General features: G+C 51.1%; 21 protein-coding genes, 2 tRNA genes and 1 pseudogene. 10 read left to right on the top strand and 14 right to left on the bottom strand.

What is annotated here, in order from left to right:
• Nucleotides 1-311 precede the first annotated feature (311 nt).
• The 4 genes from IM299_RS04325 to IM299_RS04310 form a co-directional block, all read right to left on the bottom strand.
• Nucleotides 312-521, bottom strand: coding sequence for a TraR/DksA family transcriptional regulator (locus IM299_RS04325; RefSeq protein WP_048211278.1), 210 nt, complete (start codon nucleotides 519-521; stop codon nucleotides 312-314).
• The gene (locus tag IM299_RS04320) at nucleotides 511-1,095 is read right to left on the bottom strand and encodes a DUF2857 domain-containing protein (RefSeq protein WP_032936811.1); all 585 of its coding nucleotides are present in this window, start codon (nucleotides 1,093-1,095) and stop codon (nucleotides 511-513) included. The genes IM299_RS04325 and IM299_RS04320 overlap by 11 nt, the downstream gene beginning before the upstream one ends.
• Nucleotides 1,096-1,156: 61 nt before the next feature.
• Nucleotides 1,157-1,342 (bottom strand): AlpA family transcriptional regulator, encoded by a 186-nt coding sequence (locus IM299_RS04315; RefSeq protein WP_032936812.1) that lies wholly within the window; start codon nucleotides 1,340-1,342, stop codon nucleotides 1,157-1,159.
• Between the two features lie 603 nt (nucleotides 1,343-1,945).
• Complete coding sequence (locus tag IM299_RS04310; protein WP_049096918.1) at nucleotides 1,946-2,752, bottom strand: helix-turn-helix domain-containing protein; 807 nt, start codon at nucleotides 2,750-2,752, stop codon at nucleotides 1,946-1,948.
• A gap of 76 nt (nucleotides 2,753-2,828) precedes the next feature.
• Between IM299_RS04310 and IM299_RS04305 the strand changes: the two genes are divergently transcribed.
• The 4 genes from IM299_RS04305 (at nucleotide 2,829) to IM299_RS04290 (ending at nucleotide 6,402) form a co-directional block, all read left to right on the top strand.
• Nucleotides 2,829-4,868 (top strand): FUSC family protein, encoded by a 2,040-nt coding sequence (locus IM299_RS04305; RefSeq protein ID WP_049097165.1) that lies wholly within the window; start codon nucleotides 2,829-2,831, stop codon nucleotides 4,866-4,868.
• Nucleotides 4,858-5,073 (top strand): DUF1656 domain-containing protein, encoded by a 216-nt coding sequence (locus IM299_RS04300; protein WP_004899298.1) that lies wholly within the window; start codon nucleotides 4,858-4,860, stop codon nucleotides 5,071-5,073. The genes IM299_RS04305 and IM299_RS04300 overlap by 11 nt, the downstream gene beginning before the upstream one ends.
• Complete coding sequence (locus IM299_RS04295; RefSeq protein WP_004899294.1) at nucleotides 5,070-5,933, top strand: HlyD family secretion protein; 864 nt, start codon at nucleotides 5,070-5,072, stop codon at nucleotides 5,931-5,933. Before IM299_RS04300 ends, IM299_RS04295 begins: the two co-directional genes overlap by 4 nt.
• Before the next feature lie 112 nt (nucleotides 5,934-6,045).
• Nucleotides 6,046-6,402 carry a helix-turn-helix domain-containing protein gene (locus tag IM299_RS04290; protein WP_049097167.1) on the top strand — a complete coding sequence of 119 codons (357 nt, stop codon included), beginning with the start codon at nucleotides 6,046-6,048 and terminating at the stop codon, nucleotides 6,400-6,402.
• A 572-nt stretch (nucleotides 6,403-6,974) separates the two neighbouring features.
• On the opposite strand, the pseudogene IM299_RS04285 reads toward IM299_RS04290, so the two are convergent.
• Nucleotides 6,975-7,893, bottom strand: a pseudogene (locus tag IM299_RS04285) (hypothetical protein).
• A 235-nt stretch (nucleotides 7,894-8,128) separates the two neighbouring features.
• Nucleotides 8,129-8,935 carry an SDR family NAD(P)-dependent oxidoreductase gene (locus IM299_RS04280; protein WP_064360569.1) on the bottom strand — a complete coding sequence of 269 codons (807 nt, stop codon included), beginning with the start codon at nucleotides 8,933-8,935 and terminating at the stop codon, nucleotides 8,129-8,131.
• Between the two features lie 172 nt (nucleotides 8,936-9,107).
• Here IM299_RS04280 and IM299_RS04275 point away from each other — a divergent pair, with 172 nt between their 5' ends.
• Nucleotides 9,108-10,295, top strand: a complete 1,188-nt coding sequence (locus IM299_RS04275) for an MFS transporter (protein WP_187044411.1) — start codon at nucleotides 9,108-9,110, stop codon at nucleotides 10,293-10,295.
• On the opposite strand, the gene IM299_RS04270 is transcribed toward IM299_RS04275, so the two are convergent.
• From IM299_RS04270 to IM299_RS04260, 3 genes are all read right to left on the bottom strand, one after another.
• Nucleotides 10,272-13,046, bottom strand: a complete 2,775-nt coding sequence (locus tag IM299_RS04270) for a winged helix-turn-helix domain-containing protein (RefSeq protein WP_049097170.1) — start codon at nucleotides 13,044-13,046, stop codon at nucleotides 10,272-10,274. The genes IM299_RS04275 and IM299_RS04270 overlap by 24 nt on opposite strands.
• 235 nt (nucleotides 13,047-13,281) lie before the next feature.
• Nucleotides 13,282-14,139: a DMT family transporter gene (locus tag IM299_RS04265; RefSeq protein WP_049097172.1), complete on the bottom strand. Its 858-nt coding sequence runs from the start codon at nucleotides 14,137-14,139 to the stop codon at nucleotides 13,282-13,284.
• Entirely contained in the window at nucleotides 14,139-15,149 is a 1,011-nt protein-coding gene (locus IM299_RS04260) for a MurR/RpiR family transcriptional regulator (protein ID WP_227013029.1), read from the bottom strand. Before IM299_RS04260 ends, IM299_RS04265 begins: the two co-directional genes overlap by 1 nt.
• On the opposite strand from IM299_RS04260, the gene IM299_RS04255 reads away from it, so the two are divergent.
• Together IM299_RS04255 and IM299_RS04250 are read left to right on the top strand one after the other, a co-directional pair.
• Nucleotides 15,100-15,996 (top strand): oxidoreductase, encoded by an 897-nt coding sequence (locus IM299_RS04255; protein ID WP_049097175.1) that lies wholly within the window; start codon nucleotides 15,100-15,102, stop codon nucleotides 15,994-15,996. The two genes, IM299_RS04260 and IM299_RS04255, sit on opposite strands and share 50 nt — an antisense overlap.
• Nucleotides 15,997-16,007: 11 nt before the next feature.
• Nucleotides 16,008-16,730, top strand: a complete 723-nt coding sequence (locus IM299_RS04250; protein WP_032105408.1) for a sulfite exporter TauE/SafE family protein — start codon at nucleotides 16,008-16,010, stop codon at nucleotides 16,728-16,730.
• A gap of 160 nt (nucleotides 16,731-16,890) precedes the next feature.
• Here IM299_RS04250 and IM299_RS04245 read toward each other — a convergent pair whose 3' ends face one another.
• Nucleotides 16,891-18,159: an integrase arm-type DNA-binding domain-containing protein gene (locus tag IM299_RS04245; RefSeq protein ID WP_049097176.1), complete on the bottom strand. Its 1,269-nt coding sequence runs from the start codon at nucleotides 18,157-18,159 to the stop codon at nucleotides 16,891-16,893.
• A gap of 161 nt (nucleotides 18,160-18,320) precedes the next feature.
• A tRNA-Asn gene (locus IM299_RS04240) sits at nucleotides 18,321-18,396 on the bottom strand.
• 6 nt (nucleotides 18,397-18,402) lie between these two features.
• Here IM299_RS04240 and IM299_RS23075 point away from each other — a divergent pair.
• The 3 genes from IM299_RS23075 to IM299_RS04230 all read left to right on the top strand — a co-directional run bounded on the left by IM299_RS23075 (nucleotide 18,403) and on the right by IM299_RS04230 (nucleotide 20,191).
• Nucleotides 18,403-18,495 (top strand): DUF5951 family protein, encoded by a 93-nt coding sequence (locus IM299_RS23075; protein WP_219358334.1) that lies wholly within the window; start codon nucleotides 18,403-18,405, stop codon nucleotides 18,493-18,495.
• 62 nt (nucleotides 18,496-18,557) lie between these two features.
• Complete coding sequence (gene emmdR, locus IM299_RS04235; protein ID WP_127336340.1) at nucleotides 18,558-20,012, top strand: multidrug efflux MATE transporter EmmdR; 1,455 nt, start codon at nucleotides 18,558-18,560, stop codon at nucleotides 20,010-20,012.
• 103 nt (nucleotides 20,013-20,115) lie between these two features.
• A tRNA-Asn gene (locus IM299_RS04230) sits at nucleotides 20,116-20,191 on the top strand.
• Nucleotides 20,192-20,333: 142 nt separating this feature from the next.
• Here the strand turns inward: IM299_RS04230 and IM299_RS04225 are convergent.
• From IM299_RS04225 to shiA, 3 genes are all read right to left on the bottom strand, one after another.
• A complete protein-coding gene (locus IM299_RS04225; protein ID WP_193357099.1) occupies nucleotides 20,334-22,100 on the bottom strand; it encodes an aminopeptidase P family protein in 1,767 nt (588 codons plus the stop codon).
• A gap of 18 nt (nucleotides 22,101-22,118) precedes the next feature.
• Complete coding sequence (locus tag IM299_RS04220) at nucleotides 22,119-23,573, bottom strand: AMP nucleosidase (protein WP_041909184.1); 1,455 nt, start codon at nucleotides 23,571-23,573, stop codon at nucleotides 22,119-22,121.
• A gap of 73 nt (nucleotides 23,574-23,646) precedes the next feature.
• Nucleotides 23,647-24,963, bottom strand: coding sequence for a shikimate transporter (gene shiA, locus IM299_RS04215; RefSeq protein ID WP_193357098.1), 1,317 nt, complete (start codon nucleotides 24,961-24,963; stop codon nucleotides 23,647-23,649).
• Between the last annotated feature and the right edge of the window lie 103 nt (nucleotides 24,964-25,066).

The raw sequence follows: 25,066 nt of genomic DNA, 5'->3' as shown, positions 1-25,066 counted from the left end.
AACATTCAGCGGCACCCTGAATTGTGGTTTTGTGACAGCCCGTTCCGTATTATTAAAGAGCAATACCCGGCCCGGACGAATTAACGTCCATTAGGGCAACCATTCTGTAATGGCGTGTTCAGCATGAGGGGGCTGGATCGAGTCATAAACGATAAACTCAAAACAAAAATGAAAGAGTTAGTCGGATGGATAAATAAAGAAATTGGAGAGCAGGAAAGGAAGTTGAAGTAAATTATGGGGATTTATTTTTACTTTCTGATACAGATAAAGACGTATGAGCATTTATTACTCATACGTCTTTTGGTTCACATTTAACAACGACGGCGTTCAAGTTTATCCTGACATTCCGTACAGGTTGTTACGCCTGGTAGTGCCTGCCGTCGTTTTTCAGGAATAGGTTTACCGCATAAACGGCAGTGGAATAATGATGGTGTTGTTCCTGGTTTGAAACGGCTCTGTTCAATCATCTCTTCCAGTCGTTGTTCATTGAACTCCTGATCGCGGTCGATCTCATCCGGCATTTGATGCCCTCCTGTTGGCGGCTTCCTTTTCGCAGAGTGTGATGCGCTTCCAGATGGTGGTGAGAGACAGACCTTCGGCGTCCGGCAATAGCTTTTCCGTCACCTGCATCATGGCGGCCAGCGCGTCGGAGGATTCAAGGTTATCCACCCGACATTTTTGCCATTGCCTCCAGATTTCGGCATCTGTCTCTTCATCTGGTTCAGGCGTCCGCCCATACGGCACGCTGACACTCAGCAACCGGCGACGAAGGCAGACTTCATTTGATGTCAGGCCAAAATAGTGGTTGAGCAACGAGATAGAGCCACCCAGGCGGATAGCACGGTTAATCTCCTGTTGATGCTGGTATTCCTGGCGGGCCTGCGCCAGTAAATGATGCAGAACATCATGGCGGACACTGACCGAAACAAAGGGAACTGCCGCCCGGCTGACCGTAAACAGTTCATCGAGTGATAACTGATTAAGAGCATTCATTTCGTCGAAAGTAAATCCGAGGGATTTACAGTGACGAATATTGCCTTCTTTCAGAGCGTGCAATGCATCAGTTAAGATGGTGTAATTAATTAATGGAATCATTCTGTTATCTCCTCAATCCATATGGAAAAGTTGAGCAAATAAACGGACATTTTTAACTGATCTAACGTCCGGCTAACTTAAGGTTGATCCATTCATCAATTTCCGATTCGAGCCAGGCCACACTGGCCGGGCCAATTTTTATTGAACGTGGGAACGAACCATTTTTCATATACAAGTAAATTTGAGAGCGTTTCAAACCGGTTTTTTCTTCGACCTGTTTTAAACGTAACAACTGATGTGATGTCATTGTATTCTCCTATTGTGGAATGACTGGTGCATGTCCAGAGAAAATAAAAGAACACAGCAGTAAGCTTAGGAAAAGCCGATAGCACCTTATTACTGATGGGAAGATCCTTAGTACGGTTTTGTAGTGAATAAATAATAAGTTATTAGTTGTATAAGGATGTGGAGAAGGATAGTTGTGCTGCTGTGTAGTTTTCAGCGTTTCGCTGCTGCAATGGTGTCATGACTTAGCGTGATAATGAGGACAATAAAAAGATGCGGTTAAATACATTCATTGTGAATTTCAGTCAGGGGGGGGGGCGTTACCACTGTGGCGGTAATGCGCTATGAAGCATCGCCATAGAAGTGTTCTGTGTGGTCGAAACATATATGCTCAACTACTTCCTTAACACAATGCTGAATTGATTGTGCTTCCCGATCATGTATAGACCGATCCAACAGATATAATACCGTCCTTTGATTCTTTTTATCGTTAAGGCGGCTGAGGCAATATAGTCCTGGCTGGAGGTTCCATGCGGTAAAGATTCTGTAGTGTGATCCCCCGCATAGGGAGACGGATATGGCAGCTCTATGACTCACCTCTGGTTTCTTGGAAAACCTGATGTCGCTAAATATCGGTTAAGTGTGCGCTTGTTTTCCGTTCGGCAAAATAGTGTGCGGGTGTACTGCCCATGGTTTTTTTGAACATGGTGATAAACGCATTAACCGATTCATACCCCAGATTAGCTGCAACATTCTGAACCGAAACGCCGCTAGCCAGTTCCCGGAGAGCAATTATCAGTTGCAGTTGCTGACGCCAGCGTCCGAACGTCAACCCGGTTTCGCGCAGCATTAAACGCGCGAGAGAACGCTCGCTAAGCGCCAGTCTTTTTGCCCATGTTTTGAATGTGCTTCGGTCATCAGGTTGACTGACCAGAGCATCGGCCATGGCGCGGATTTTAGGATGCGACGACACAGGGAGGCTCAGTTTCTGCTGAGGCATGGTGGCTAATTCATCAAGTGTTACTCTGGTCAGTCTGGCTAGATGGCTTTCTGGTGGGTATCCGACGCCCTCGTGGGTTAAACGGGCAATGAGTTCTTTGATCAGACCAGAAATGGCCAGAGTGCAGCATCGCTCCGGCAGCTCGGCGGCTCCAGGCTCGATAAAAAGATAGTTGAGATGCGCATTCCAAGTAGCTTTTGCGCTGTGCGGCACTCCCCCAGGGATCCAGACGGCACAATCAGGCGGCACGATCCAGATATCATTTTCGGCGCGACAAATGACCGCTCCATAGAGGGCAATAATCAATTGCCCTTTGCGGTGCGTATGCACAGGCACTTCGGCCGCGTAATCGACAAAATCCAAATGACGCGCGACTGCGGGGCAGGAGGTGGTATCCGGATCGAACAGCGTATTGGCAAGTGGGGGTAACATAGATTGGCAACATTTAGGTATTTTTTGACAGAATAGAGTATTTAAGTAGATATGCAAGCCGGTAATAATTTCCGGCATGAAAAAATTAACGCGAGTTACTTTCATTTTTTTACACACGATATGCCATCGTCTTCACGGTATGGCTTCTCCTTCACTACTGAATGATGCGAACGCTCTGCTCTATTCGGCGAAGAGTTTTACCGCTGCGATGCTCGCATACTATATTGCATTATCAATTGGCCTGGAGCGGCCTTCCTGGGCAATTATCACCGTATATATTGTTTCCCAAACCTCCGTCGGAGCATCGCTAAGCAGAAGTTTGTATCGTCTGGTGGGAACGGTAATTGGCGCTGGCATGACGGTATTAATTGTACCCACGTTCGTGAATTCCCCCGTATTTTGCAGCGTGATACTGGCAGGCTGGATTACATTCTGCCTCTATTTGTCCTTGCTGGAACGTACGCCCCGGGCCTATGGTTTTGTCCTTGCTGGTTACACTGCGAGTCTGATTGGCTTCCCTGCTGTATCCGATCCTGGCGCGATTTTTGAAATCGCTATCACTCGGGTACAGGAAATCATGATCGGTATCTTCTGCGCGGCACTTATCCATCGCTATGTATTGCCCGCGCGCATCTCAGGCCAGTTCAACAGTAAATTATCGCAGACGCTGCTCGCGGCGCGACAGCGTATCGCAGAGACTTTAACAGGCAAACCCGATCCTGTTTCCTCGCCGCTGCATATGGCACTGGCATTGCAGTTCCTGCAGGGCATCAGCCATCATATCCCTTATGATTTTGCGTTCTCTGTACCGGTCCGGCAAGCGAGAAAAAGGCTTCATGACAGGCTTGCGCGATTAGTCATTGTTAACTGTGAGTTACGTGACCGTTTAGCGCTGATAGCGAAGATACCTTTCGATGTGCAAATTTTAATGGATGATGTTGAGGTCTGGCTGGCCTGCAAAGATGAAGGAAAATTTAAAAGCGAGGGGGAAGAGCTCAAAAAACGCAGTGAAAAATTACTGCAGCGCTATGTCGTACATGAGTTGACGTTTGTAGAAGCACTGCATGTAAGTTTTATGCGCTACCTGACAGAGGCCATTGTCCTCGTGCAGCAGTGCTATCGTCTTTCGGATGCCATTCATCACGCGAATCAGATGCCTGCGCACTCAGAAATGAATACCGTGAAAGGGTATGTATTCCACCGCGATCCTCTTACTGCTGCCCGCACCGCATTGGGCGCTTTCACCATCATTTTGAGCGGCTGCATGGTGTGGATTTTCTCGGCATGGCCTGATGGCGGTACGGCAGTATCTATCCTTGGCGTTTGTTGCACACTGTTTGGCAGCTTCGATACGCCTGCCCCGCATATTGTGAAATACATCATTGGTTCCCTCTGGGGAGTTGTGATAAGCCTGATTTACAGCTTCTTTCTCCTACCGCAAGTCAGTGATTTTATCGTGCTGGTAGTGGTTCTAGCTCCGGTATATCTGCTTGCCGGATCGCTCCAGGCAAGGCCGCCCACCACGTTTATGGCGATGGGGATCACACTGACGCTGCCTATTTTGTGCGAGCTGGGTGCTCATTACAGCGGGGATTTTGCCGTGGCGGTGAATACCTCTATCGCATTATTTTCTGCAACTGGCTTTGCGGTATTCAGCATGGGCTTTCTGCAGACTGTGCAGGCAGATGCGGCAATAAATCGCCTGCTTAAATTATGCCAGCGCGATATTAACCGCAGCGTGAAAGGTGTGTTGAATACTGATGAAACTCTCTGGATCAACCTGATGATCGATCGGGCTGCGTTGATACTGCCACGTTTGCCGCGCAGCGGACAGTCATCAGAACAGGCATTGAATCATCTTTTGCACACCCTGCGTATAGGCCTGTGTGTAATGCGATTACGCCGATGGGATGCGCATGCAGACAAAGAAATAAAAGAGGTTCTCAATTGTCTTACACACTCGACGGATATTAACACCTTACTTGAACGGATTGTCAGCCTGACTGAGCGTAGCCTGTCCGTAGCAGATGAACTATCGCGGCATCATGTTAATCAACTGGTTGATCTGTACTGCGCATTAAGCACTCAGGAAATGGAGCCTGTCGATGATCAATGATTTCAATATTGAGGGCGTTTTTGTACCCGGTCTACTGTTAATTTCCCTCGTCGCGCTCACCTGTACGCTATTACTCGTGCAGCTTTTCTCGCTAAGCAAGGGTTACCGTCGCTTGCCGTTTCGCCCGATGATCGATTTTTCCATCTTTATTATTACTTTTTACCTGTTATTGCAGGGACTGACCGAACTGGGGTTTTTAAAATGAAATCGTTACTTTCTCTACTGGGCCGCTATTTGCTGACGCTCAGCGCTGTGGCGGTTGCTACGCTTTTGGCTTTTATTCTCTGGAAACATTATGTGCAAACCCCCTGGACCCGCGATGGTCGGGTTCGTGCGGATGTGGTCCAGATTGCGCCGGATGTCTCTGGACCGGTTCTGAATGTGGCCGTCCGCGATAATCAGTGGGTTAATCGGGGCGATGTGCTCTATTCCATTGACCCGCACTGGTTGAGGTTGGCAGTGGTCAGCGCCCAGGCTGATGTTGAGGCGAAACGTCATGAAATGCTGATGCGCCAGGATGCGGCGAGGCGACGCTCTCAGATTAAAGGGGTGATTTCCAGCGAGGATTTACAACAAACAGCCAGCGCAGCCAGCGTCGCTGCGGCTAATTACCACGGTGCACTGGCTGCGCTGGACCTTGCAGAGCTTAACTTATCGCATGCTATTGTTCGGTCACCGGTTACGGGCTATGTCACACATTTGCGGCTTCGCCCTGGTGACTATGCCACAGCGGGAGAAACTAAAGTTTCCATCATTGATGCCAATAGTTTTTGGGTGGTTGGCTATTTTGAAGAGACTAAGTTGCAACATATCCGCACGGGAAATACTGCACACATTACGCTGATGGGATTTAAGCCGGTGATCACGGGTCATGTTGAGAGTATCGGACGCGGAATAGATGATAACAATGACGAGACCGGGGGGCTTGGCCTGCCTAATGTCGAGCCAACCTTTAGCTGGGTGCGGCTCGCGCAGCGTATCCCGGTTCGGATTCATATTGACAGATTGCCGGAGGGAGTTGAATTGGTGGCTGGACTGTCTGCGAGTATATCCATCACACCATAATAAAAAGTATGGTTTCTATTGAGGATTTATGCAGAACTTAGGGATTGTCAGCTCTTGATCTATATGCCTGATGAAAATGTATTTCTAGTAGAGTAATTCTAAGGTTTCGGTTATGAAAAACAGAAAAGATTTTGTAAATGACTTAATTATCTGGATAAACAAAAATATAGAGATGCCACTAAAAATTGATGATGTGGCTATCAGGTCCGGATATTCAAAATGGCATTTGCAGAGACTGTTTTTTTCTGAAACAGGGCAGAGCCTGGGAGGTTTTATCAGAGAGAAAAAATTATGTCTTATTTTAGAGGCTGTTATCACAACAAATGAACCTTTGATAAACATCGCGATGCGATTTGGCTTTGACTCTCAGCAATCATTAACCAGGGCATTTCGGAAAAGGTATAATGTCCCCCCGCACCGGTATAGAAAAAAGGCCGTAAATATTAAAAGCAAGTCTACTAGGGAGTAAGGTAATTACTCGTATCATAAGGATGAGTTTTTAAATCTTTAGTAACTATCTGGATTATGGACGGGTTCATCTAGTAATCATGGCCTTAGTACCTCAGTTATATATTTGTTGAGCGAAATGAAATCACTCATTTATTTCATTGTAAATGAATCTAAGTCTTTCTGTGCAATGTATGTTTTCGTGTTTTTGCATGTGTAATGTATTGGTGAGTAAATTTTGGATTAATTAATTGGAATATAATTACGAACCCATGTGTGTATTTAATGGTTGGATAAATTAAGGTTAATCTATTTTTCGCATTTTGGATTCGATCGAACCTATGCAGGTCGGCTAAATCCTCCTTGAATAAGGAGTGGCTTTATGTATGTGTGGGGTTGTGAGCATTTAAGTACTATTTTGTTTTTACATTTCTAATGCTTGGTAATTGATGATATGTATTTATACCCGTAATGCAGAAATATAATATCCCTTGAGGTGACAAGGAAAAAAGAGTCAAAAAAACTAATTATGTCCGTATTACTGATTTTAGGGTCCTTAATACGGACATTTGGGTTTGGTAAAATTCACTTGCGTCAATCCGACATTGATGTGGGGGAACCGCGTACGAGTGCAGTTTTTAACGTATCACCACTGAGCCTGTCGGTAATGCCTTCGTCAGATGCCCATTGTTCGAAAATAGATAGTAGTTTGTACGGTTTACTAATTAATGGACGGATGACTTCATTGTTTTTACAGGCCAGCCAGAAAAAACGAGATAGTGGTGTTGATATTCGCGTTGCAGATAATGGGGGCACTCTGCTATTGGTTATGATGTCAATGACTTTATCAAGTTCAGTGTGTCGAATAACAAACCAGGCATCCCGAGGTAAAATATGAGCCGGGAAATACTCTTTCCCCAGGTAATTATTTATCCTCTTTGAGAATATCTCTTTATGTACATATGGTGAAATGTTTTTAGGGAGTTGCATAATTTTTTGTGTTATTCTTTCTTCCCATGTCATTTTATCGAATAGTTGAAATGGTTCTCCTTGTAAGCTAACTGTTATGCCATGATTAAAATCAATAGCTCCTGTTACAGGTAATGGTATTTTAAGAGATTGGGCAAGTAATTTTTGTACTAGAACATATTCATATCCAATCAATAGAGTGTCAATAACTCTCTCTGTGGGGATGATATATTTGCCAGTAGTGCTAACAATAAAATTATGTCCTTCAATAAACGCTTTTTTGTCAAGAAGGCATAAACGATTTATTGATGACATATCACATGGTCTGAGCCTTACTTTGTAGCCCGACCTCTGTATTTTTCGTAATGTAATTGGCGACTGAAAGTAAATAGAGAGATGAATGCTGCCATGTAATGCATGCTTGTAAATGTCACTTTTTTTTAATTTTCAGTCCTTTTTTATTTATCACTTCGACTGCTTCACGGATAGTCAGCCAGTCAGGCGAACTATAGTTTGTATTTGATAGTGTTTGTTTTTTTGACATAGTGGTTTGCCTCTATTTCTATTTTTTTAAAAAAATACCATGAATTTTCCAGTGAAATTAATTTCATGGTGCGGGATTTATTACGTTATAATATTTGGATTATATTGGCGCGGGGGCTTCTTAGCGTTTCAGCCCCCCATATCCGGCCTCATATTTCGCAGTGATTGAAAAGAAGAACAAATATCAGGTTAAACTAATTCAATTCTCAAACATTATTTAAGTTGAATGGAAGACATTACATAAATCTGTCTGCTCCGCCTGATGCTTCAATTGTCTGTCCAGTAACAAACTGATTCCTCCCAGAAAGTAGGAACGCAGCAATTGCAGCAATATCTTCAGGAAGTCCAAAGCGGCCCACAGGCGTTTTCTCTTTACCCAGTAATGCCATTACCTCTTCGTCTGTTCTGTCAGCCAGTTCAGGACGACGATTGCGAACATTCGGTAGCATGTTCTGCGCCCAGTTATCCGTCGCGACAGCACCCACTCCGATCGCATTGACCAGAATGCCATCCGGAGCCACGCTAAGTGCTAAACTACGGGTCAGGTTGTTGATAGCGGCGCTCAGTGCGTGTGAGACGGTAAGTTGCGGATTAGGGTAGATACCGCCAATGGATGAGATATTGACAATACGCCCCCAGTTTCGTCTCTGCATCCCGGGGATGATTACCTTACAAAAACGTCGCATGGCGGAGAATTTGGTCTCAGTCATTATCTGCCAGTCTTCTTCCGAAGTGGTTAACAGCGTGCCCGCATGGGCTCTTCCGGCATTGTTCACCAGTAAATCAATACGCTGAAAAACTTTTTCCGCTTGTTCAACCACTAAAGAAGGTAGTTTGGGATCAGTCACATCCCCGGCAATAGGCAGCACCGAAACACCGTATTTCTCTGAAATTTTTTTCGCAGCAAGAATCAGCTCAGGTTCTCGTCTGGCCACCATGACTAAATGCACACCATTCACGGCCAATTCTTCACAAATGCTGAAACCAATTCCGGTACGGGCTCCAGTTACCAGAGCCACTTTTCCAGTCAGTTTTAAATCCATTTGTTGCTCCTCAAGTTAAGCACAGTCAATAACATGAGCAGTATTAGTAACAAATCTCTTTTTCAGGAGCTTGTGCATCAGAATTCAGATGTCTGAAAAAAGCGGTCAAAGAGTTGGGTGTCGCCTTTGCTTATACTCCAGACAATATTGAGTTTAGTGCCAGGAGTGGTCAATGCGTTCGGACAATCACGAGCTTTCTTCTACCAGGATTCTTATGCTGGGGATTATTTGTTGTATTGTTGTGGCTAATATTTATTTTAATCAATCTGTCCTGAATTTAATTGCCGGATCATTTCCCAATGAATGGGGAGCTGTTTCTTTGATCCCCATGGTCACCCAGGTAGGCTATGCGGTGGGCTTATTCTTTCTGATCCCCCTGGGCGATTATATTGAACGTCAGCGGCTTATCCTGCGTCAAGCGCAGGTGCTTTTCCTGGCAATGATCGGCATGATGTTATCCCCAACGGCGACAGTGTTGGTGTTCTTCTCCTTCCTTACCGGGATGGCTGCAACAGTAGCTCAACAGATAGTGCCGCTTGCCGCCTCGCTCTCAAGAACTTCTGCACGAGGTAAAACCGTTGGTACGGTGATGAGCGGTGTCCTGGCAGGTATCCTTGCTGGCCGGGCTATCGGAGGCCTTATTGGTCAGTATTTCGGCTGGCGTGGCGTCTTTTTATCCGGCGCGATCATGACATTGCTGGCTATATTTTTCATCTTACGCATTTTGCCTACTCAGTCGTTGTCAACGCCAAAGTTTAACTATCTGGCGGTATTACGTTTATTAGGACTGCTGTGGAAAAACGAGCCGCAGGTGCGTGGTGCAACTCTTACACAAGCAATGCTGTTTGCCTCCTTCAGCGTGCTGTGGACCGTGCTCCCTTTCTGGTTAGCTCATCGCTACGATTACGGTGCAGGGATAACCGGCGCCCTGGCTGCTTTGGGGTTAATCGGTATTCTGTGTGCGCCTCTGGCGGGAAGTTTCAGCGATCGTCAGGGACCATTCCGAATGGTTGTTTTTGGTGTGATACTCATGCTGCTAGCCTGGACTGTTTTTTGGAGATGGAACAGTATTGTGGGTATGGTGGTGGGCATTCTACTACTGGATGCGGGTGAGCAATGTGTACTGATAGCTAATCAGCACACGATTTATTCTTTGCGTCCGGATGCCAGAAACCGTCTTAATACATTATTTATGTGCGTTATGTTTATTGGCGGAGCATGTGGCTCACTGACTGCCACCTGGTTATGGGAGACAACTCATAGCTGGGCGCTGATTTCTTCAGCAGGGGGCGGACTCGTGATCATGGGGATGTTAATAGCCGTAAAACGTAAATATTCAGGTCCCTATTCGGGCACATAGCGCAATAGCACTTCTTACATCCGTCGCATTGTCTGAGTCATCAACATCATGTAAAGCGTCCTGTATCAATTGTTTAGCAGCCCATTTTTCCCCGGCTTCAGCCTGCAATGTCGCCAATGAATAAGCAATACGGAGGGCCCAGCCATGAGCCTGTTGCTGACGCGCTTTGTCCAGGGCCTTCTCCAACAGCAGGCGTTGCTTCTGAGGAGGTAATTGAGTGGCAGAAAGACGCATCAGCTCTGGCGTGCACCAGTTTTCATGATCTTGGCGGGTGGCTCTCAGTGATACCCCGGTATCAATTTCTGACAACAAGGGGGAATATTGCCAGTCTAATCCCATCGCCCGCAACGAGCTAAACAGTGTAGTTTGACTAACATCGGTATGACTGAACTGTTTGGCCCAAACAAGAAACAGCTCGCCGTATGTCTTCCAGAAATATAAATCATGCCTTTTTGCCAGATGAATAAGCCAGTTTGCGGCCTTTATAACCCAACGCGGATTACGATCCAGTGCTGCTGTCATACAAGCGCCTTCAGCCAGTGCACAGCAAAGAGAACAGACATGCTGCAAACGAGCGGCTTTTTTAACACCGCGCCATGCCATCTGTTTCGCGGCCTTATACTCACCCTGTAACCAGAGTAAACGAGACAGAAAGGCCTGACCGGCGCTCGCTTGATCAAGACCAAAACGGAAAGAGTGGCTTAATTCACCATGTTCATACCAATCAAGAGATTGCTGGAGATAATCACGCCCGACATCATGACGGCCCAAAAAATGCAGGGATACACCGAGAATACGCAGCCCGGTTGCCATCGCCTCCTCGTCGGTAATGGACCGTGCTAGCTCGCACATAGATTGCGCATGCTCAAGCGCTTTATCCAACTCGCCAGTACGCAGATAATACAACCATAATCCGTAATGAGCCTGTAAACGTATTTCTTTGTCGTCGAGCTTTTCTGCAATTGTCAGCGCGGTTTTCCAGGCTGAATGTGTTTCAGGCGTAGGGCCTTTTGCCCAGGTTGACGCCTTACCTGCTACAGCGCTGAGATTCATTCTCTGGCGTAGCGTTAATACTACCTGCGAAGTATTTTCATAAAGCAGAGGATAAATATGGCGCTGACATTCATCGTATAGTGAATATTCAATCCAAAAAGGGGTCATCGCTTGTAATATCTTAAGCCCCTTAGAAGGATCGGCCCCCTCAGTCAACGTTTGCTGTAATACACTCCGCAAATCATTAAGCATATGGCTATAACGTTCACGCCACTGTCCCGTTGGCAGCATAAACCAATCACCTTGGGCCTCTTCTACCAGAACTTTATAATAACCGGCAAAACGGGCCTCAAGAACAGTATATTCACCCTGTTGCCTGAGTTTATCGCATGCGAACTGGCGCATGGTTTCCAGCAGGCGGAAACGGGTCTCTGGTACCTGAGTACTGACCTGAATCAGGGATAAAGACAGTAATCTTTGCAGATCGTCAACAACCTGCCAGCGATGCTTGTCTTTAATCAGCAGAAGGTCGCTTACTGATTTCGCACTGAACATATCGGTATAGATCCCCAGAGAGCAAAATAATCGTTGTTCACGTGTGTTGAGCAACTGATAAGTCCACTCCAGCGCGGTCAGTATTTTCTGATGTCTGGGCTCCAGAGATCTGTGCGTATTGCTCAATAGCTGGAAACGGTCTTCCAGTCGGCTATAGATCTCTTTGACACTCATGACTGGCAGACGGGAGGCCGCAAGTTCAATCGCCAACGGCAGACCGTCAAGATGACGGCATAACTCGCCAATCAAAGACAGTTCGCTGGCTGATGGATGGTAATCATGTCGATTTGCCTGCCCGCGTTCGATAAAGAGGCGGACACTGGAAAAAGTCAGTAACTCGTGGGTATCAGCCTCTTCGCTCTCAGGAACTTGTAATGGTGGTAGTAGATATTGTTGCTCGCCGGCAACCTGCAACGCTACCTGGCTAGTCAACAACAGTTTGATATGGGGAGCCAGGTGCAGGAGCAACGTAATCACTGGTTCAAGTTCATTAATTACATGTTCACAGTTATCAATCAGCAGTAAACATCGACGCCGTGCAAGCTGTTGCCGTAAATCGGCATCATTATGAATGGCAGCTAATGGAAGATGGAGCGCTTGTGAAATAACGGATAGCAAGCTGGATGCTTCGGTGATATGAGCCAGTTCAGCCACACATATTCCATCAGGAAAATGCGTGTGTGTAAGACTGACGACTTCCCATGCCAGACGAGTCTTACCCACGCCCCCTGAGCCTGTAATCGTCACCAGACGGTATTGATCCAATAAGGCGCATAATTCCTGCACAGCTTTATCACGCCCCAGAATCGACGCTAGAAAAGGGGTAATAGCGGGCTCAGGTATTTTTGATTTAGAGAGAGGTTCAGTTGGCGATTTGTTGATATTAAAGCGATAACCACAACCAAATTCAGTAACCAGTAGATGGCGGTCATGTCCCAGTATGCGGCGTATAGCTGAAATTTGTGCCTGAAGATTATTTTCTTCGACGATTTCATTTCCCCACACTTGCGTAAGTAAAGATTCTTTACTTACCGCTTTACCTCTGGCACTCACCAGAACAACCAGAACATCAAAAGCTCTGGCAGAAATTCTTACTGGCTTACCCCGATGTAACAGAATCCTTAGCTGTGGCCAGATTTGCCAGTCAGCAAAGTGAATCTCATCAATTGATATCATAGTGTTGAGATCTTCTGTTTTGAGCATCACGAACTCTCGCTATGGAGTAAGCCATTTCTAACGAAAGCGGTTATCAGAATCAGGCTACATGTTGAATGTGTTGCATCGGAGTATCACTATTCAATACCACTTTTACCGTTAATGATTATAAAGCCAATAGTGCTATGTGGCATAGCTTTGCGATCAAACTGGTGATGAAAACTGAACTTCGACGAACGATCCACGCTGACAATAAGACGACGATTGGCATCCAACGAAGCGATCAAAGGCTAATTATTGCGATGCCGGTCAGCACCACCACTGCACCGGCAATCCGGCGTGCCAGATGATTTTCACGAAACAGCCAGTACGAAAGAAGGGAGCCGACAATAATGGATGTTTCCCTGAGAGGAGCGACGAGTGCCAGTGGCATGCTCTGCATGGCTGTCAGTACAAGGATGTAGGCAAGGGGAGAGCATACAGCAATGATAAGGATTGGGATGATATCCACACGTACAGCAGTTGGAATGCGATTTCGTCGCCGCATCGCACCAGGGGTAAGAATCAGACTCTGTAGCAGGAGTGTGCTGGCGTAGTAGCGCACTGGATCCAAGTGCAGAGAGATTACCGAATAACCGTCCCAGAGTGTATAGCCAGCGATGGCGGTGCCTGTCGCTGCCCCCCAAAGCATTCCCTGTAGTGGTCGGCTTCCGCTCCTGAACGGATTGCCGGTGACAACGAAAATACCAGCGATAACGATAAAAGCGCCGAGTAAAGCGCCTGGTGAAAGCCGTTCTCCCATGAGAAGGGTTGCAAACAGTATCGTCAGAACTGGTCCACTTCCTCGGGCAATCGGATAAACAACACCCAGTTCGGCGCGCTCGTAGCCAGCCTGCAAGATTAGAGAATAAGCGATATGAAGTGCAGACGAGATAACTGCGCCGACAGCGAGTCTCCAGTCGAGTTCCTGTTGTCCCTCAACTATCAGAATGAGGCTGAACGGGAGCCACAGCAATGCTGAGGCACAGCTGTACGCCCAGACGAACACAAGAGTGTCTTCCCTCTTGTATTTTGAGGCTATATTCCATACTGCATGAGCTACCGCAGCAGTAAGAATCATTGCTACCGTGCTGAACTGCATCAGGACATATCGGGCAAATCAATACCCGCCCGTTCAGCCCGGCGACTTTGTTCTTTATCCCGCAGAGTGAGAGCAGCGACCAGCGTATCAATAACGACGAGCTGGGCCAGTCGACTCCCGGCAGCGGCCATCTGTGCCGGGAGTGGCATTCCGCCAACAACGAGCGAAACGTTGGCGAGTGTTGCCAGTGGGGTATCGTACTGGTTAGTTATTGCAATAAGCGATGCTCCTGCCGAGGATGCTGCATCAGCGATGGAGAGTGTGGATGATGTGCGCCCTGTTGAACTGACGACGATGATGACATCGCCTGGACCGAGTAGACGAGCAGCAATCATCGCTGATAAATAATCCTGGATACTGACGGTTATCACACCCGCCGTCCGCAAACGAAAGACCGCATCAGCGGCAACCGTCGCAGAGGGACCAGCACCAAATGCAAATACCTGGCGTGCGCTCTGGATTAAATCGACCGCCTCATCAAGTGCGGAGATTTCGATAGCACCGCTGAGCGCAGTCAGTGCGTCTACACCAGCACGAATTGATGTTTCCAGCACTGATGCCAGCGTCGCATCCGCTGTAAGAACTTCAGGCGGGGCAAAGAATTGGGCAGTGCCACGAGCCCGGGCAATCTCTATCTTAAGTTCAGTGAACCCGGTGAACCCGATCGCTCGTGCAGCGCGTATTACTGTCGGCGGTGATACACCAGCACGGGTGGCAACCTGTGCTGCCGTGCTTGTACCGACAAATAAAGGATCGACAAGCAGGAGATCGACAACTTTAGCCTCACTTGCAGCGAGGTCGCCGCTTCGGGCGTGAATGCTGCCAAGCCATTGCTGTAACCGCTGCTCACCTTCTGAAATTCTATTACCATTTTCTTTATTCATATGTAATATATTACATGTCCTTTGGGAAGGGCACAACCACCACGTAATTAGATTCTGTTGCAAGGAGTCCGCATTCATGAACACTGAAATCAATACAGTTGTTGCTGTTTTAGGTCCAGGTGCCATCGGCACAACAGTCGCGGCGGCGTTACACGAAGTCGACCGCACACCATTGCTGTGTGGACGTACTCCCCGCGATCGCCTGACCTTGCAAGATGGCAACCGCTTTATCACCGTACCCGGTCCGGTACAGACGAATCCGGCACAAATCACTCGCACGGTTGATCTTATCTTTCTGGCAGTCAAGTCCACACAAATCGACGCGGCAGCAGAATGGCTCAGGGCGTTGACTGGCCCGGAGACGGTTATATGCGTGCTCCAGAATGGGGTCGAACAGTTGGACAGGCTCGCTACGTACTCTCTGCCCGGACAGATTGTTCCCGCTGTCGTGTGGTTCCCTGCGCAAGCGCAGTCCGATGGCTCGGTACGCTTGCGTGGTGAGGCGCGCCTCAGCGTGCCAGACGCACCAGCTTCCCGTGTAGTGGCCGCAGCGCTGCAAGGCACGTGGTGCTCCGTAGATCTGGCCGCGAATTTCAGCTCCCTGGCCTGGCGCAAGCTGATGCAGAATGCGGTGGCTGGACTCATGGCACTCACGCACCGCCGCTCAGGCATGTTTGGCCGTGCTGATATCGCCAGGCTTACGCTGGCTTATCTGCAGGAATGCCTGGCCGTGGCACGTGCAGAGGGCGCTGAACTCGGAGACGAAGTGCCGCAGGAGATCCTCGATAAGTTCCGGGCGGCTCCTGCAGACATGAGCACCTCCATCCTCACGGATCGAGAAGCTGGCCGACCGCTTGAATGGGATATCCGCAACGGCGTCATTGCGCGTCGCGGCCGGGTTCACAGCATTCCAACGCCGATCAGCGACATCCTGGTGCCGCTTCTTGCGGCTGCGAGCGATGGCCCTGGTTGATCTTAAAGCCGATGATTGCACTCTTACTTCTCTTCTTCGTCGCTCTCGGTGCCGGAGTACTCAGCGGTGTCGTCGGCACTGGCTCGTCGTTAATCATGCTGCCCGTCCTCGTCGCCACGTACGGGCCACGGATTGCTGTGCCTGTTATGGCGATCGCCTCCCTTTTCGGCAACATCGGACGGGTGATTGTCTGGTGGCATGAGATTCGTTGGCGACCGGTGTTTGCCTATTCGTTGGCGGGAGTTCCTGCGGCTGTTCTCGGGGCGCACACGTTACTTACGATTTCTCCTGGCACAGTGGAGGTATTCCTAGCAGCTTTCTTCCTTGCGATGATCCCGCTGCGCCGTCTCATCAGACGATCGAACCTCCACTTGAATCTCTGGCACATGAGTTTGGCCGGGGCGATTGTCGGGTTTATGACCGGATTCGTGCTGTCCACCGGGCCGCTCAGCGTGCCGGTATTTACCGGGTACGGAATGAGTGGAGGCGTATTTTTGGGATCAGAGGCGGCAAGCGCAATCCTGCTCTACGCTGGTAAGCTAGCTACGTTCGGTATATCGGGCGCACTCGCGCAGCCTGTCCTCACACATGGACTTGCCATCGGCATCGCATTGTTCGTCGGTTCGATGATTGCGAAACGTCTCGTCCAGAAACTCCAGACGCATACGTTCGAGCTTCTCATTGATGCCGTTCTCGTCGCTGGGGCAGTAGGGATGATCCTTGCTCTCAAATGAAATGGCACGCCAGGGCTGACGGCGCAAGCGTGTTGTTGTTGTTGTTGTGTAACAGCTTTCTACAGGCAGCGACGGGTCGGGTCGGGGTGGAGGGGTTGGCAAGCCATCAGAAATGAATAAAGCCGTACCAGGGTATGCTGATACAGCTTTTTGTTATTGGTCATGCAGCTTCGTTGTTTTTATCCCGCCCTGTGTTAAAAGGTGGTACGTATGCGACCCGGCATGTATCGATATAATCTGACCACCACTGCATCATCGCCTTGCGGGCTTCCAGATGCTCAGCCTTATGAATGTAAGCCAGACGCACGGTGTTGCGCTCCTGGTGACTCATCTGGCGTTCCACTGCATCTTGCGACCATAAGCCAGACTCCATCAGGGCACTGCATGCCATTGCCCGAAAGCCATGTCCGCAGATGTCCTGTTTCGTGTCGAATCCCATAAGGCGCAGTGCTTTATTAACCGCGTTTTCGCACATCGGCCTGTACGGGTTATGGTCGCCGGGGAAGACCAGTTCGTAAGCCCCGGATATTTCCTTAATCCGTTTCAGAATAGCTATAGCCTGCTGTGAGAGGGGCACGATATGAGCAGTGCGCATTTTTGCACCGCGCCCTGAATAACGCACACCCACAATGGCTTCGCGTGTGGCGGGTATCGTCCAAATTCTGTTTATGAAATCAATTTCTGACCAGCGTGCAAAGCGCAGCTCACTGGAGCGAATGAACAGATGCAGCGTCAGCAGGACAGCAAGCCGGGTCAGTTCACGGCCCTGATGATATGCTTCAATGTGTTCAATCAGTTCAGGCAGCCGCTCCAGCGGCAGGGCGGGATAGTGGTGTCTCATGGGGGGAGCCGTCACGCCATCAAGATTTGCTGCCGGGTTGGTGTCGATAAATCCCTGATGGACCGCATGGCGCATGATGTTACTGAGGTGCTGCCGCGTGCGGGACGCGACTTCCAGCAGGCCCTTTTCCTCAATGCCTTTCAGCAGGTCAATGAAATGATGGGGTTTAAGCTCCGTGACGGACAGATGACCAATTACAGGAAAGATATGGTTGTTCATGCTGGCAAGCAGACGGTCAGCGGTGTTCTGCGACCACTTTTTATTGTTTTTATGCCATGCCAGCGCCACTGTTTTAAACACCTTCTCTGGTGTGCAGGCTCTGCGTTCAGCAGCCCTCTGCAGTGCCGGGTTGATGTTCAGCGCCAGCATCTTACGGATACCTTCGCGCTGCTGGCGGGCATCAGACAGGGAGACGGCAGGATAGGCACCCAGTGCAATGCGGGATTCTTTGCCGTTTATACGATATTTAAGATACCAGTGACGTGAGCCGCCTGGTTTGATAAGAAGGTACAGACCGTGAGAATCAGAAACTTTGAAGGGTTTTGCGGATGGTTTTAAGTTGCGGATTTTTGAGTCGTTAAGGGACATTTGGGGGTCACTCCGTCATCGAACTAACCTGACCCCAGATTTGACCACCAATTTTTCCCGATGCGGAGGGTAAAATCAAAATGCACCGGGAAGAGTTTTCACGCTAACCTCTTGAATCAATATCAGATAAGGATTCGCAAAGATGCATGCAAACAGGAAATTGGCTCCTCTGACTGGACTCGAACCAGTGACATACGGATTAACAGTCCGCCGTTCTACCGACTGAACTACAGAGGAATCGTTGTGGAGGCTTATCTTAGCGGCGAAAAAACTTTTGTCAAACCTGATCTTAGGGAAAATCGACTGATTGCCGATTCTGTCGTCAGTTTGTTGTAAATACACACATCTTTTTCAGGAAAATACTTTGCAGGATTAGCATTTCTCCCCCATCATTTGAAATGAAGTTTCAACTATTCTCGCTAAGGTCCATTTTGAACGTCACTGCCCCTCTGCGCCAGGCGATCGTGCGCACGCCATGGTACGCAAAACGTAAAAGCTATCGTGTTCTGTTCTGGCGTGAAATCACCCCTCTTGCCGTGCCTATTTTCCTGGAAAATACCTGCGTTCTGCTGATGGGAGTGCTGAGCACCTTCCTGGTGAGCTGGCTGGGGAAAGAGGCGATGGCGGGGGTCGGGCTGGCAGACAGCTTTAACATGGTGGTGATGTCATTCTTTGCCGCCATCGATCTCGGAACGACGGTTGTGGTGGCCTTTAGTCTCGGCAAGCTGGATCCCAAACGCGCGCGCGAGGCTGCACGTCAGTCGCTGATGATCATGACCCTCTTTTCGATTGTTCTGGCGGCGGTGATCCACTATTTCGGTAAAGAGATTATCGATTTTGTCGCCGGGGAAGCCACGAACGAGGTCAAAGACCTGGCGCTGACCTATCTCGAAATGACCGTCTTAAGCTATCCGGCGGCGGCCATCGCGTTGATTGGCAGCGGCGCGCTGCGCGGGGCAGGTAACACCAAAATCCCGCTGCTGATCAACGGTGGGATGAATATCCTGAATATCATCATCAGCAGCGTGCTGATCTACGGCGCGTTCTCGTGGGATGGTCTGGGGTTCGTCGGGGCCGGGCTGGGATTAACCATATCACGCTATATCGGTGCGGCGGCCATCATCGGGGTGCTGATGACGGGGATTACCCCCTCGCTGCGTCTTACGCTTAAGAGCTATTTCCGGCCCTTTAATTTCGCCATTATCTGGGAAGTGATGGGGATTGGTATTCCCGCGAGCATTGAATCCGTGTTGTTCAACGGCGGGAAGCTGCTCACGCAGATGTTTGTCGCCGGAATGGGCACCGACGTTATCGCCGGTAACTTTATCGCCTTCTCCATCGCCTCGCTGATTAACCTGCCGGGTAACGCCCTTGGGTCGGCATCAACCATCATCACGGGTAAACGGCTCGGGAAAGGGCAGATAGGCCAGGCGGAGCGGCAGCTGCGCCATGTGTTCTGGCTGTCGACGATTGGGCTGACGCTGATCGCCTGGGGCACAGCGCCGTTTGCCGGGCTGATGGCCGCGTTTTATACCCACGAAGATGACGTGAAAGAGGTGGTGAAGATCCTTATCTGGCTCAACGCCGCCTTTATGCCCATCTGGGCGGCATCCTGGGTGTTGCCTGCCGGGCTGAAAGGGGCGCGCGATGCCCGTTTTGCCATGTGGGTGTCCATGCTTGGCATGTGGGGGTGTCGCGTTGTGGCGGGCTATACGCTGGGCGTGGTGCTGGGCTGGGGCGTGGTGGGCGTCTGGCTGGGGATGTTCCTTGACTGGGCCGTACGCGGGGCGCTGTTCTACTGGCGCATGGTCAGCGGGCGCTGGCTGTGGAAATATCCGCGACAAAATGCCTGACAAATGCGCGAAATGGAGAATAATTCGGCAAACGATCGGAAATATGCATTCTGCCTTTGACATCATCGGGGAGCATCGATAATATGCGCCCCGTTCACACGATTCCTCTGTAGTTCAGTCGGTAGAACGGCGGACTGTTAATCCGTATGTCACTGGTTCGAGTCCAGTCAGAGGAGCCAAATTTGAAAAGCCTGCTTTTGAAGCAGGCTTTTTGCTTTTCTGCGTCAGGTAAATGCAAAACGGCAACCTTGTTGCCGTTTTTAGTGTTTTCACCCTCTCCCGTGGGAGAGGGATGGGGTGAGGGCATCATACCGCACGAAATTACACACGAACCGGCGCCGTCGCCTCCTCCAGCCACGAACGCGCCTCGCTATTCACCAGCGGTGACAGCGCCTCCCGTACCTGCTGGTGATACTCATCCAGCCACTGCTTTTCCTGCTCGCTCAACAGATCCATCTCGACCTGGCTTAAATCAATCGGGATCAGCGTCAGAGAAGCAAATTTGCAAAACCCCGGACGGCTCTCCACTATCTCCACTTGGTTTTCAATACGGATACCGTGGCTATCGCCCAGATAGTATCCCGGTTCAATCGTCATGATATTGCCTGCCACCAGCGGCCACGGGTTGACCTTTTTGGCGATGCGATGCGGGTTTTCGTGGATCAGAAGCTGGTGGCCCACGCCGTGCCCGGTACCGTGATCGTAATCCAGCCCCATCTCCCACAGCGGACGACGCGCGAAAGCATCCAGCTGGTGCCCCTGCGTACCGGAAGGGAACTGCAGGGTAATCAGCGACAGAAAACCTCTCAGCACGGCGGTGTAGTGCAGACGCTGCTGCGAGGGGACATTACCCCACGCCAGCGTGCGCGTGGCATCGGTGGTGCCGTTAGCGTACTGACCGCCCGAATCGTTCAGGTAAAAATGGTTATGGCCGATGGGCTTGTTGCTGGCCTCGCTTGAATGATAGTGGCACATCGCCGCATTGCTCGAAGAGGCGGAAATGGTCGCGAAACTCTGCTCGATAAAACCGGGCTGCTGTTTGCGAAATGCCAGTTGCTGCGCCTGCACTTCCAGCTCCGTTAGCGGTTGTCCCGCCGCCGCACGCAGCGGCACTTCGCGGCTCAGCCAGGCCAGGAAGTTGACCCACGCGGCGCCGTCCTGGAGATGGCACTCGCGATACCCTGCCAGCTCGACCGGGTTTTTGGTAGCCTTAATGAGGGTAACGGGATCGGTTCGCCAGACAATTTCACCGCGCGGTTCAATGGCAAAGCGCAGGGCCACCGGCGCGGAGTCGGCATCAACCATCACCCGCTTCCCTTCAGCAAGTTGCTGACAGCGCTCAATAAAGGTGTCCTGTGGCGCAATCGTGAAGGCGTTCAGAACTGCATCAGGAAGTTCTGCGAGCTTATTATCGTTAACAAACCACTCAACGCGGCCGTCGCGACCGAGCAGGGCAAATGAGAGCGGTACCGGACTGGTGGGGATATCTGAGCCGCGCACGTTGAGCAGCCACGCAATGTTATCCGGCAGCGTAACGGCCAGGTAGTCAGCGTTGTTCGCGGCCAGCACGGCGGCAACGCGCTGACGTTTGTCTTCGCTGCTTTCACCGCTTATCGCAACCGGCATCTCACGGATAAGCCCCGCCGGTGCGGCAAGGCGATCGGTCCATAAGGCGTCAAACGGTGACGCGTTCAGCGGCACGAGCGTGCACGGTGTGGCAGACAGCTGCGTAAACTCGGTATTCGTCATCAGCATTGGGTCGAAACCGATGCGCGTGCCCGCCGCGACGTTGGCCGTCAGCCAGTCTGCCAGCGGCTCGTTGTGCAGATGGTGGATCTCAACCTCATCCATATTCACCTGAACGTGGGCCTGCACCTGATAGCGCCCGTCGACGAACAGCAGCGCTTTATCCCTCAGTACCAGCGCGACGCCAGCAGAGCCGTCAAAGCCTGTCAGCCAGGCCAGCTTTTCGTCGTTCGACGCGCAATTCTCGCTTTGCCAGGCATCGGTGCGCGGAACGATCATCCCGTCGAGGCTGTTTTCCTGAAGCCACTGACGCAGGGCAGAGAGCGGAGTAGGGGTGTGCATGGTTTTTCCTTATTGTTATTAGCGGAACGGCGGCTCGTTGAAGGTGCGCAGCTTGCGTGAATGCAGTCGGTCGCCTTCCGCCCGCAGCAGGTCGATGGCGCGAATGCCGATCTGCAAATGTTCGGAAATCGCCCCTTCATAGAAACGGTTGGCCTGACCCGGCAGCTTAATTTCGCCGTGCAGCGGCTTATCGGACACGCACAGCAGCGTGCCGTAAGGAACGCGGAAGCGATACCCCTGGGCGGCGATGGTGGCGCTCTCCATATCAATCGCCACCGCTCGGCTCAGGTTGAAGCGCAGCGCGGAGGCGGAGTAACGCAACTCCCAGTTGCGGTCATCCGTCGTCACCACCGTACCGGTACGCAGGCGCTGCTTCACCTCTTCACCCGGCATGCCGCTCACCTCTTTGGTGGCGTCGTAGAGCGCGCGCTGTACTTCGGCGATGCTCGGGATTGGGATATCCGGCGGCAGTACCGCATCCAGCACGTGGTCGTCGCGCAGATAAGCGTGGGCCAGCACGTAATCGCCAATCAGCTGGCTTTCGCGCAGGCCGCCGCAGTGGCCAATCATCAGCCACACGTCGGGGCGCAGCACCGCCAGATGGTCACAGATGGTTTTGGCGTTCGACGGGCCGACGCCGATGTTGATTAGGGTGATCCCCTGACCGTCGGCGGTGATCAGGTGCCAGGCGGGCATCTGGTGTTTTTTCCACGCCAGATCGGAGATGGCCTGCTCGGGGGCTTCGGTTTCAGCGGTGATCCAGATCCCCCCCGCGCAGGAGAGGGCGATATATGGACTGTCCGGATCAAGGATCTGGCTACAGCCCCAGCGAACGAACTCGTCCACGTAGCGGGTGTAGTTGGTAAACAGCACAAACGGCTGGAAATGCTCGGCGGGCGTGCCGGTGTAGTGGCGCAGGCGCGCCAGGGAGAAATCCACCCGACGGGCGTCAAAGTGCGACAGGGGTGAAAACTCTGCCGGGTGATAAATCCCGTCAGCCGTCTCATCGCCAATCTGTGACAGTTCCGTCGTTGGGAAGTGGCGGGTCAGTCCCGCGCTCATGGAGCGGTCAAGAGTTAGCGCCGAACCGTCAATCACGTACGGGTACGGGATCTCATGCTGTGAAGGCTCCACGGCAATGTGCGCGCCGTAATCCTGATACAACAGCGTTAGCTGCTCTTCCAGATAGGGGCGGAACAGTGCAGGGCGGGTGACGGTGGTGCTGTAGCAGCCGGAGTGGGTAAAACGGGCGTAGGCGCGGGTTTTCGGCGTCGTGCTTGCGCTGCCGTCCCAGGTCACAGAGAGCGATGGATAAACAAAAAGGCCTTCGTTTCTGGCCTTTTGATCGGGAAGTTTCCCCGTTTCGATGTATTCGCTGATGGCGCTGCGCAGCGCGTTGACGGACTGTTCATACAGCGCGTCGAGTTTTTCCAGCGCCTGAGCCGGGGTCAGGCTGGAGCCCTTATTATTCATCTCTGTCTCCTTGTTCCACAGGTGTGCGACTCTATCCGATAGTATGTCACACGCCTGTGAAACAAAAGGGAGATCAGGCGTGGCTCGTCTCTTTCATCAGAAGCGCCGTCGCTGCCGACAGCAGGCAGCCGGCCAGCAGATAAATCGCCACGCTGTGCCAGTTACCGCCGGAGAAGGTCACCAGCGCGGCGGCAATAAACGGCGTAAACCCGCCGCCGACCACGCTTGCCACCTGGTAGCCCACGCCCGCGCCGCTGTAGCGGTAGCTGGCGCCGAACAGTTCGGTAAACATCGGCTGCTGCACGCAGACCACCATATCGTGAGCGATGTTGGCGAGCATAATGGCGAAGAAGACAATCCAGAACACAGACTGCGCCTCCAGCGCCATAAAGAACGGCCAGGCGCTGAGGGTGCCAATCAGCGCGCCGGTGATGTAGACGCGGCGGCGACCAAACCGGTCCGCCAGCCAGGCGAAGCAGGGGATGGTCAGACAGCTGATCCCGCCGACCAGCAGGCCGATATTCAGGAACAGTTCGCGCGGCAGGCCGAGGTTCTGCGTCGAGTAGTTCAGCGCAAAGGCGGTAACGATATACATCGTCAGCAGTTCGCACAGGCGCAGGGCGATGATTTTCAGAAAAGCGCCAGGGTGCCGAATCAGGGCTTCCATCACCGGCAGCCGTTTTTTGACGGCCGGTTTTTCCAGCTGCTGTTGTTCGAATTCAGCGGACTCCTCCATCCCGTTGCGGATCCACAGGGCGGCAATGACCAGCACGATGCTGAAGATAAAAGGGATGCGCCAGCCCCAGCTCAGAAACTGCGCGTCGGTGGTGAGCTGGCTGATTAACGATACCAGCCCGGTGGAAAGCAACAGCCCGACGCCGTACCCGACCTGCACGCCGCTGCTGTAAAACGCTTTCTTGTTTTTTGGCGCATTTTCAACGGATAACAGCGCCGCGCCGCCCCATTCGCCGCCCACGGCGAAGCCCTGAATGGCGCGCAGCGTCACCAGCAGCACAGGCGCCCACCAGCCAATAGCGGAAAACGACGGGAGAATGCCAATCAGCGCGGTGGCAATCCCCATCATCCAGACGGTAAGCATCAGCATCCGCTTGCGGCCAAGCCGGTCGCCGAAGTGGCCGAAAATCACCCCGCCCAGCGGGCGAAACAGAAAGCCGACGCCGAAGGTGGCAAACGCGGCGAGCGTGCCCATCGCAGGGCTGACCTGGGGAAAAAACTCGCGGTTAAACACCAGCGCGGCGGTAATGCCGTAAAGCAGAAAATCATACCAGTCGACGACGGCACCTGCGAAGCTGCCGAGTGCAGCGCGGCGGGCGCGATTGAGCGAAGGTGTCTCCTCGTTGGGACGATCGGAGATGAGGGTGGAGTCCATAGTTATCCTGTCCGTACTGTTTTTTATTATTGGTATAAGAAAAGGTCACTCACATAGCTGCCGTCATATAAACGGAACCTATGAGACTACCGCGACAAAACGC

It is taken from the genome of Enterobacter cloacae complex sp. P47BA (genome assembly GCF_014930485.1).
Taxonomy (GTDB): Bacteria; Pseudomonadota; Gammaproteobacteria; order Enterobacterales; family Enterobacteriaceae; genus Enterobacter; species Enterobacter bugandensis.
The sequence above is the reverse complement of the archived record's forward strand: the minus strand, read 5'-3'. Positions and strand labels throughout refer to the sequence as shown.

Excerpts from the sequence above, each read along its gene's own strand:
- IM299_RS04255 (WP_049097175.1), top strand. The coding sequence starts at position 15,100 with ATGAACACTGAAATCAATACAGTTGTTGCTGTTTTAGGTCCAGGTGCC.
- IM299_RS04295 (WP_004899294.1), top strand. The coding sequence starts at position 5,070 with ATGAAATCGTTACTTTCTCTACTGGGCCGCTATTTGCTGACGCTCAGC.
- IM299_RS04250 (WP_032105408.1), top strand. The coding sequence starts at position 16,008 with ATGATTGCACTCTTACTTCTCTTCTTCGTCGCTCTCGGTGCCGGAGTA.
- shiA (WP_193357098.1), bottom strand. The coding sequence starts at position 24,963 with ATGGACTCCACCCTCATCTCCGATCGTCCCAACGAGGAGACACCTTCG.
- IM299_RS04300 (WP_004899298.1), top strand. The coding sequence starts at position 4,858 with ATGATCAATGATTTCAATATTGAGGGCGTTTTTGTACCCGGTCTACTG.
- IM299_RS04305 (WP_049097165.1), top strand. The coding sequence starts at position 2,829 with ATGAAAAAATTAACGCGAGTTACTTTCATTTTTTTACACACGATATGC.
- IM299_RS04275 (WP_187044411.1), top strand. The coding sequence starts at position 9,108 with ATGCGTTCGGACAATCACGAGCTTTCTTCTACCAGGATTCTTATGCTG.
- IM299_RS04270 (WP_049097170.1), bottom strand. The coding sequence starts at position 13,046 with ATGCTCAAAACAGAAGATCTCAACACTATGATATCAATTGATGAGATT.
- IM299_RS04265 (WP_049097172.1), bottom strand. The coding sequence starts at position 14,139 with ATGCAGTTCAGCACGGTAGCAATGATTCTTACTGCTGCGGTAGCTCAT.
- IM299_RS04310 (WP_049096918.1), bottom strand. The coding sequence starts at position 2,752 with ATGTTACCCCCACTTGCCAATACGCTGTTCGATCCGGATACCACCTCC.
- IM299_RS04325 (WP_048211278.1), bottom strand. The coding sequence starts at position 521 with ATGCCGGATGAGATCGACCGCGATCAGGAGTTCAATGAACAACGACTG.
- IM299_RS04315 (WP_032936812.1), bottom strand. The coding sequence starts at position 1,342 with ATGACATCACATCAGTTGTTACGTTTAAAACAGGTCGAAGAAAAAACC.
- IM299_RS04245 (WP_049097176.1), bottom strand. The coding sequence starts at position 18,159 with ATGTCCCTTAACGACTCAAAAATCCGCAACTTAAAACCATCCGCAAAA.
- IM299_RS04290 (WP_049097167.1), top strand. The coding sequence starts at position 6,046 with ATGAAAAACAGAAAAGATTTTGTAAATGACTTAATTATCTGGATAAAC.
- IM299_RS04220 (WP_041909184.1), bottom strand. The coding sequence starts at position 23,573 with ATGAATAATAAGGGCTCCAGCCTGACCCCGGCTCAGGCGCTGGAAAAA.
- IM299_RS04225 (WP_193357099.1), bottom strand. The coding sequence starts at position 22,100 with ATGCACACCCCTACTCCGCTCTCTGCCCTGCGTCAGTGGCTTCAGGAA.
- emmdR (WP_127336340.1), top strand. The coding sequence starts at position 18,558 with ATGAAGTTTCAACTATTCTCGCTAAGGTCCATTTTGAACGTCACTGCC.
- IM299_RS04280 (WP_064360569.1), bottom strand. The coding sequence starts at position 8,935 with ATGGATTTAAAACTGACTGGAAAAGTGGCTCTGGTAACTGGAGCCCGT.
- IM299_RS04320 (WP_032936811.1), bottom strand. The coding sequence starts at position 1,095 with ATGATTCCATTAATTAATTACACCATCTTAACTGATGCATTGCACGCT.
- IM299_RS04260 (WP_227013029.1), bottom strand. The coding sequence starts at position 15,149 with ATGGCACCTGGACCTAAAACAGCAACAACTGTATTGATTTCAGTGTTC.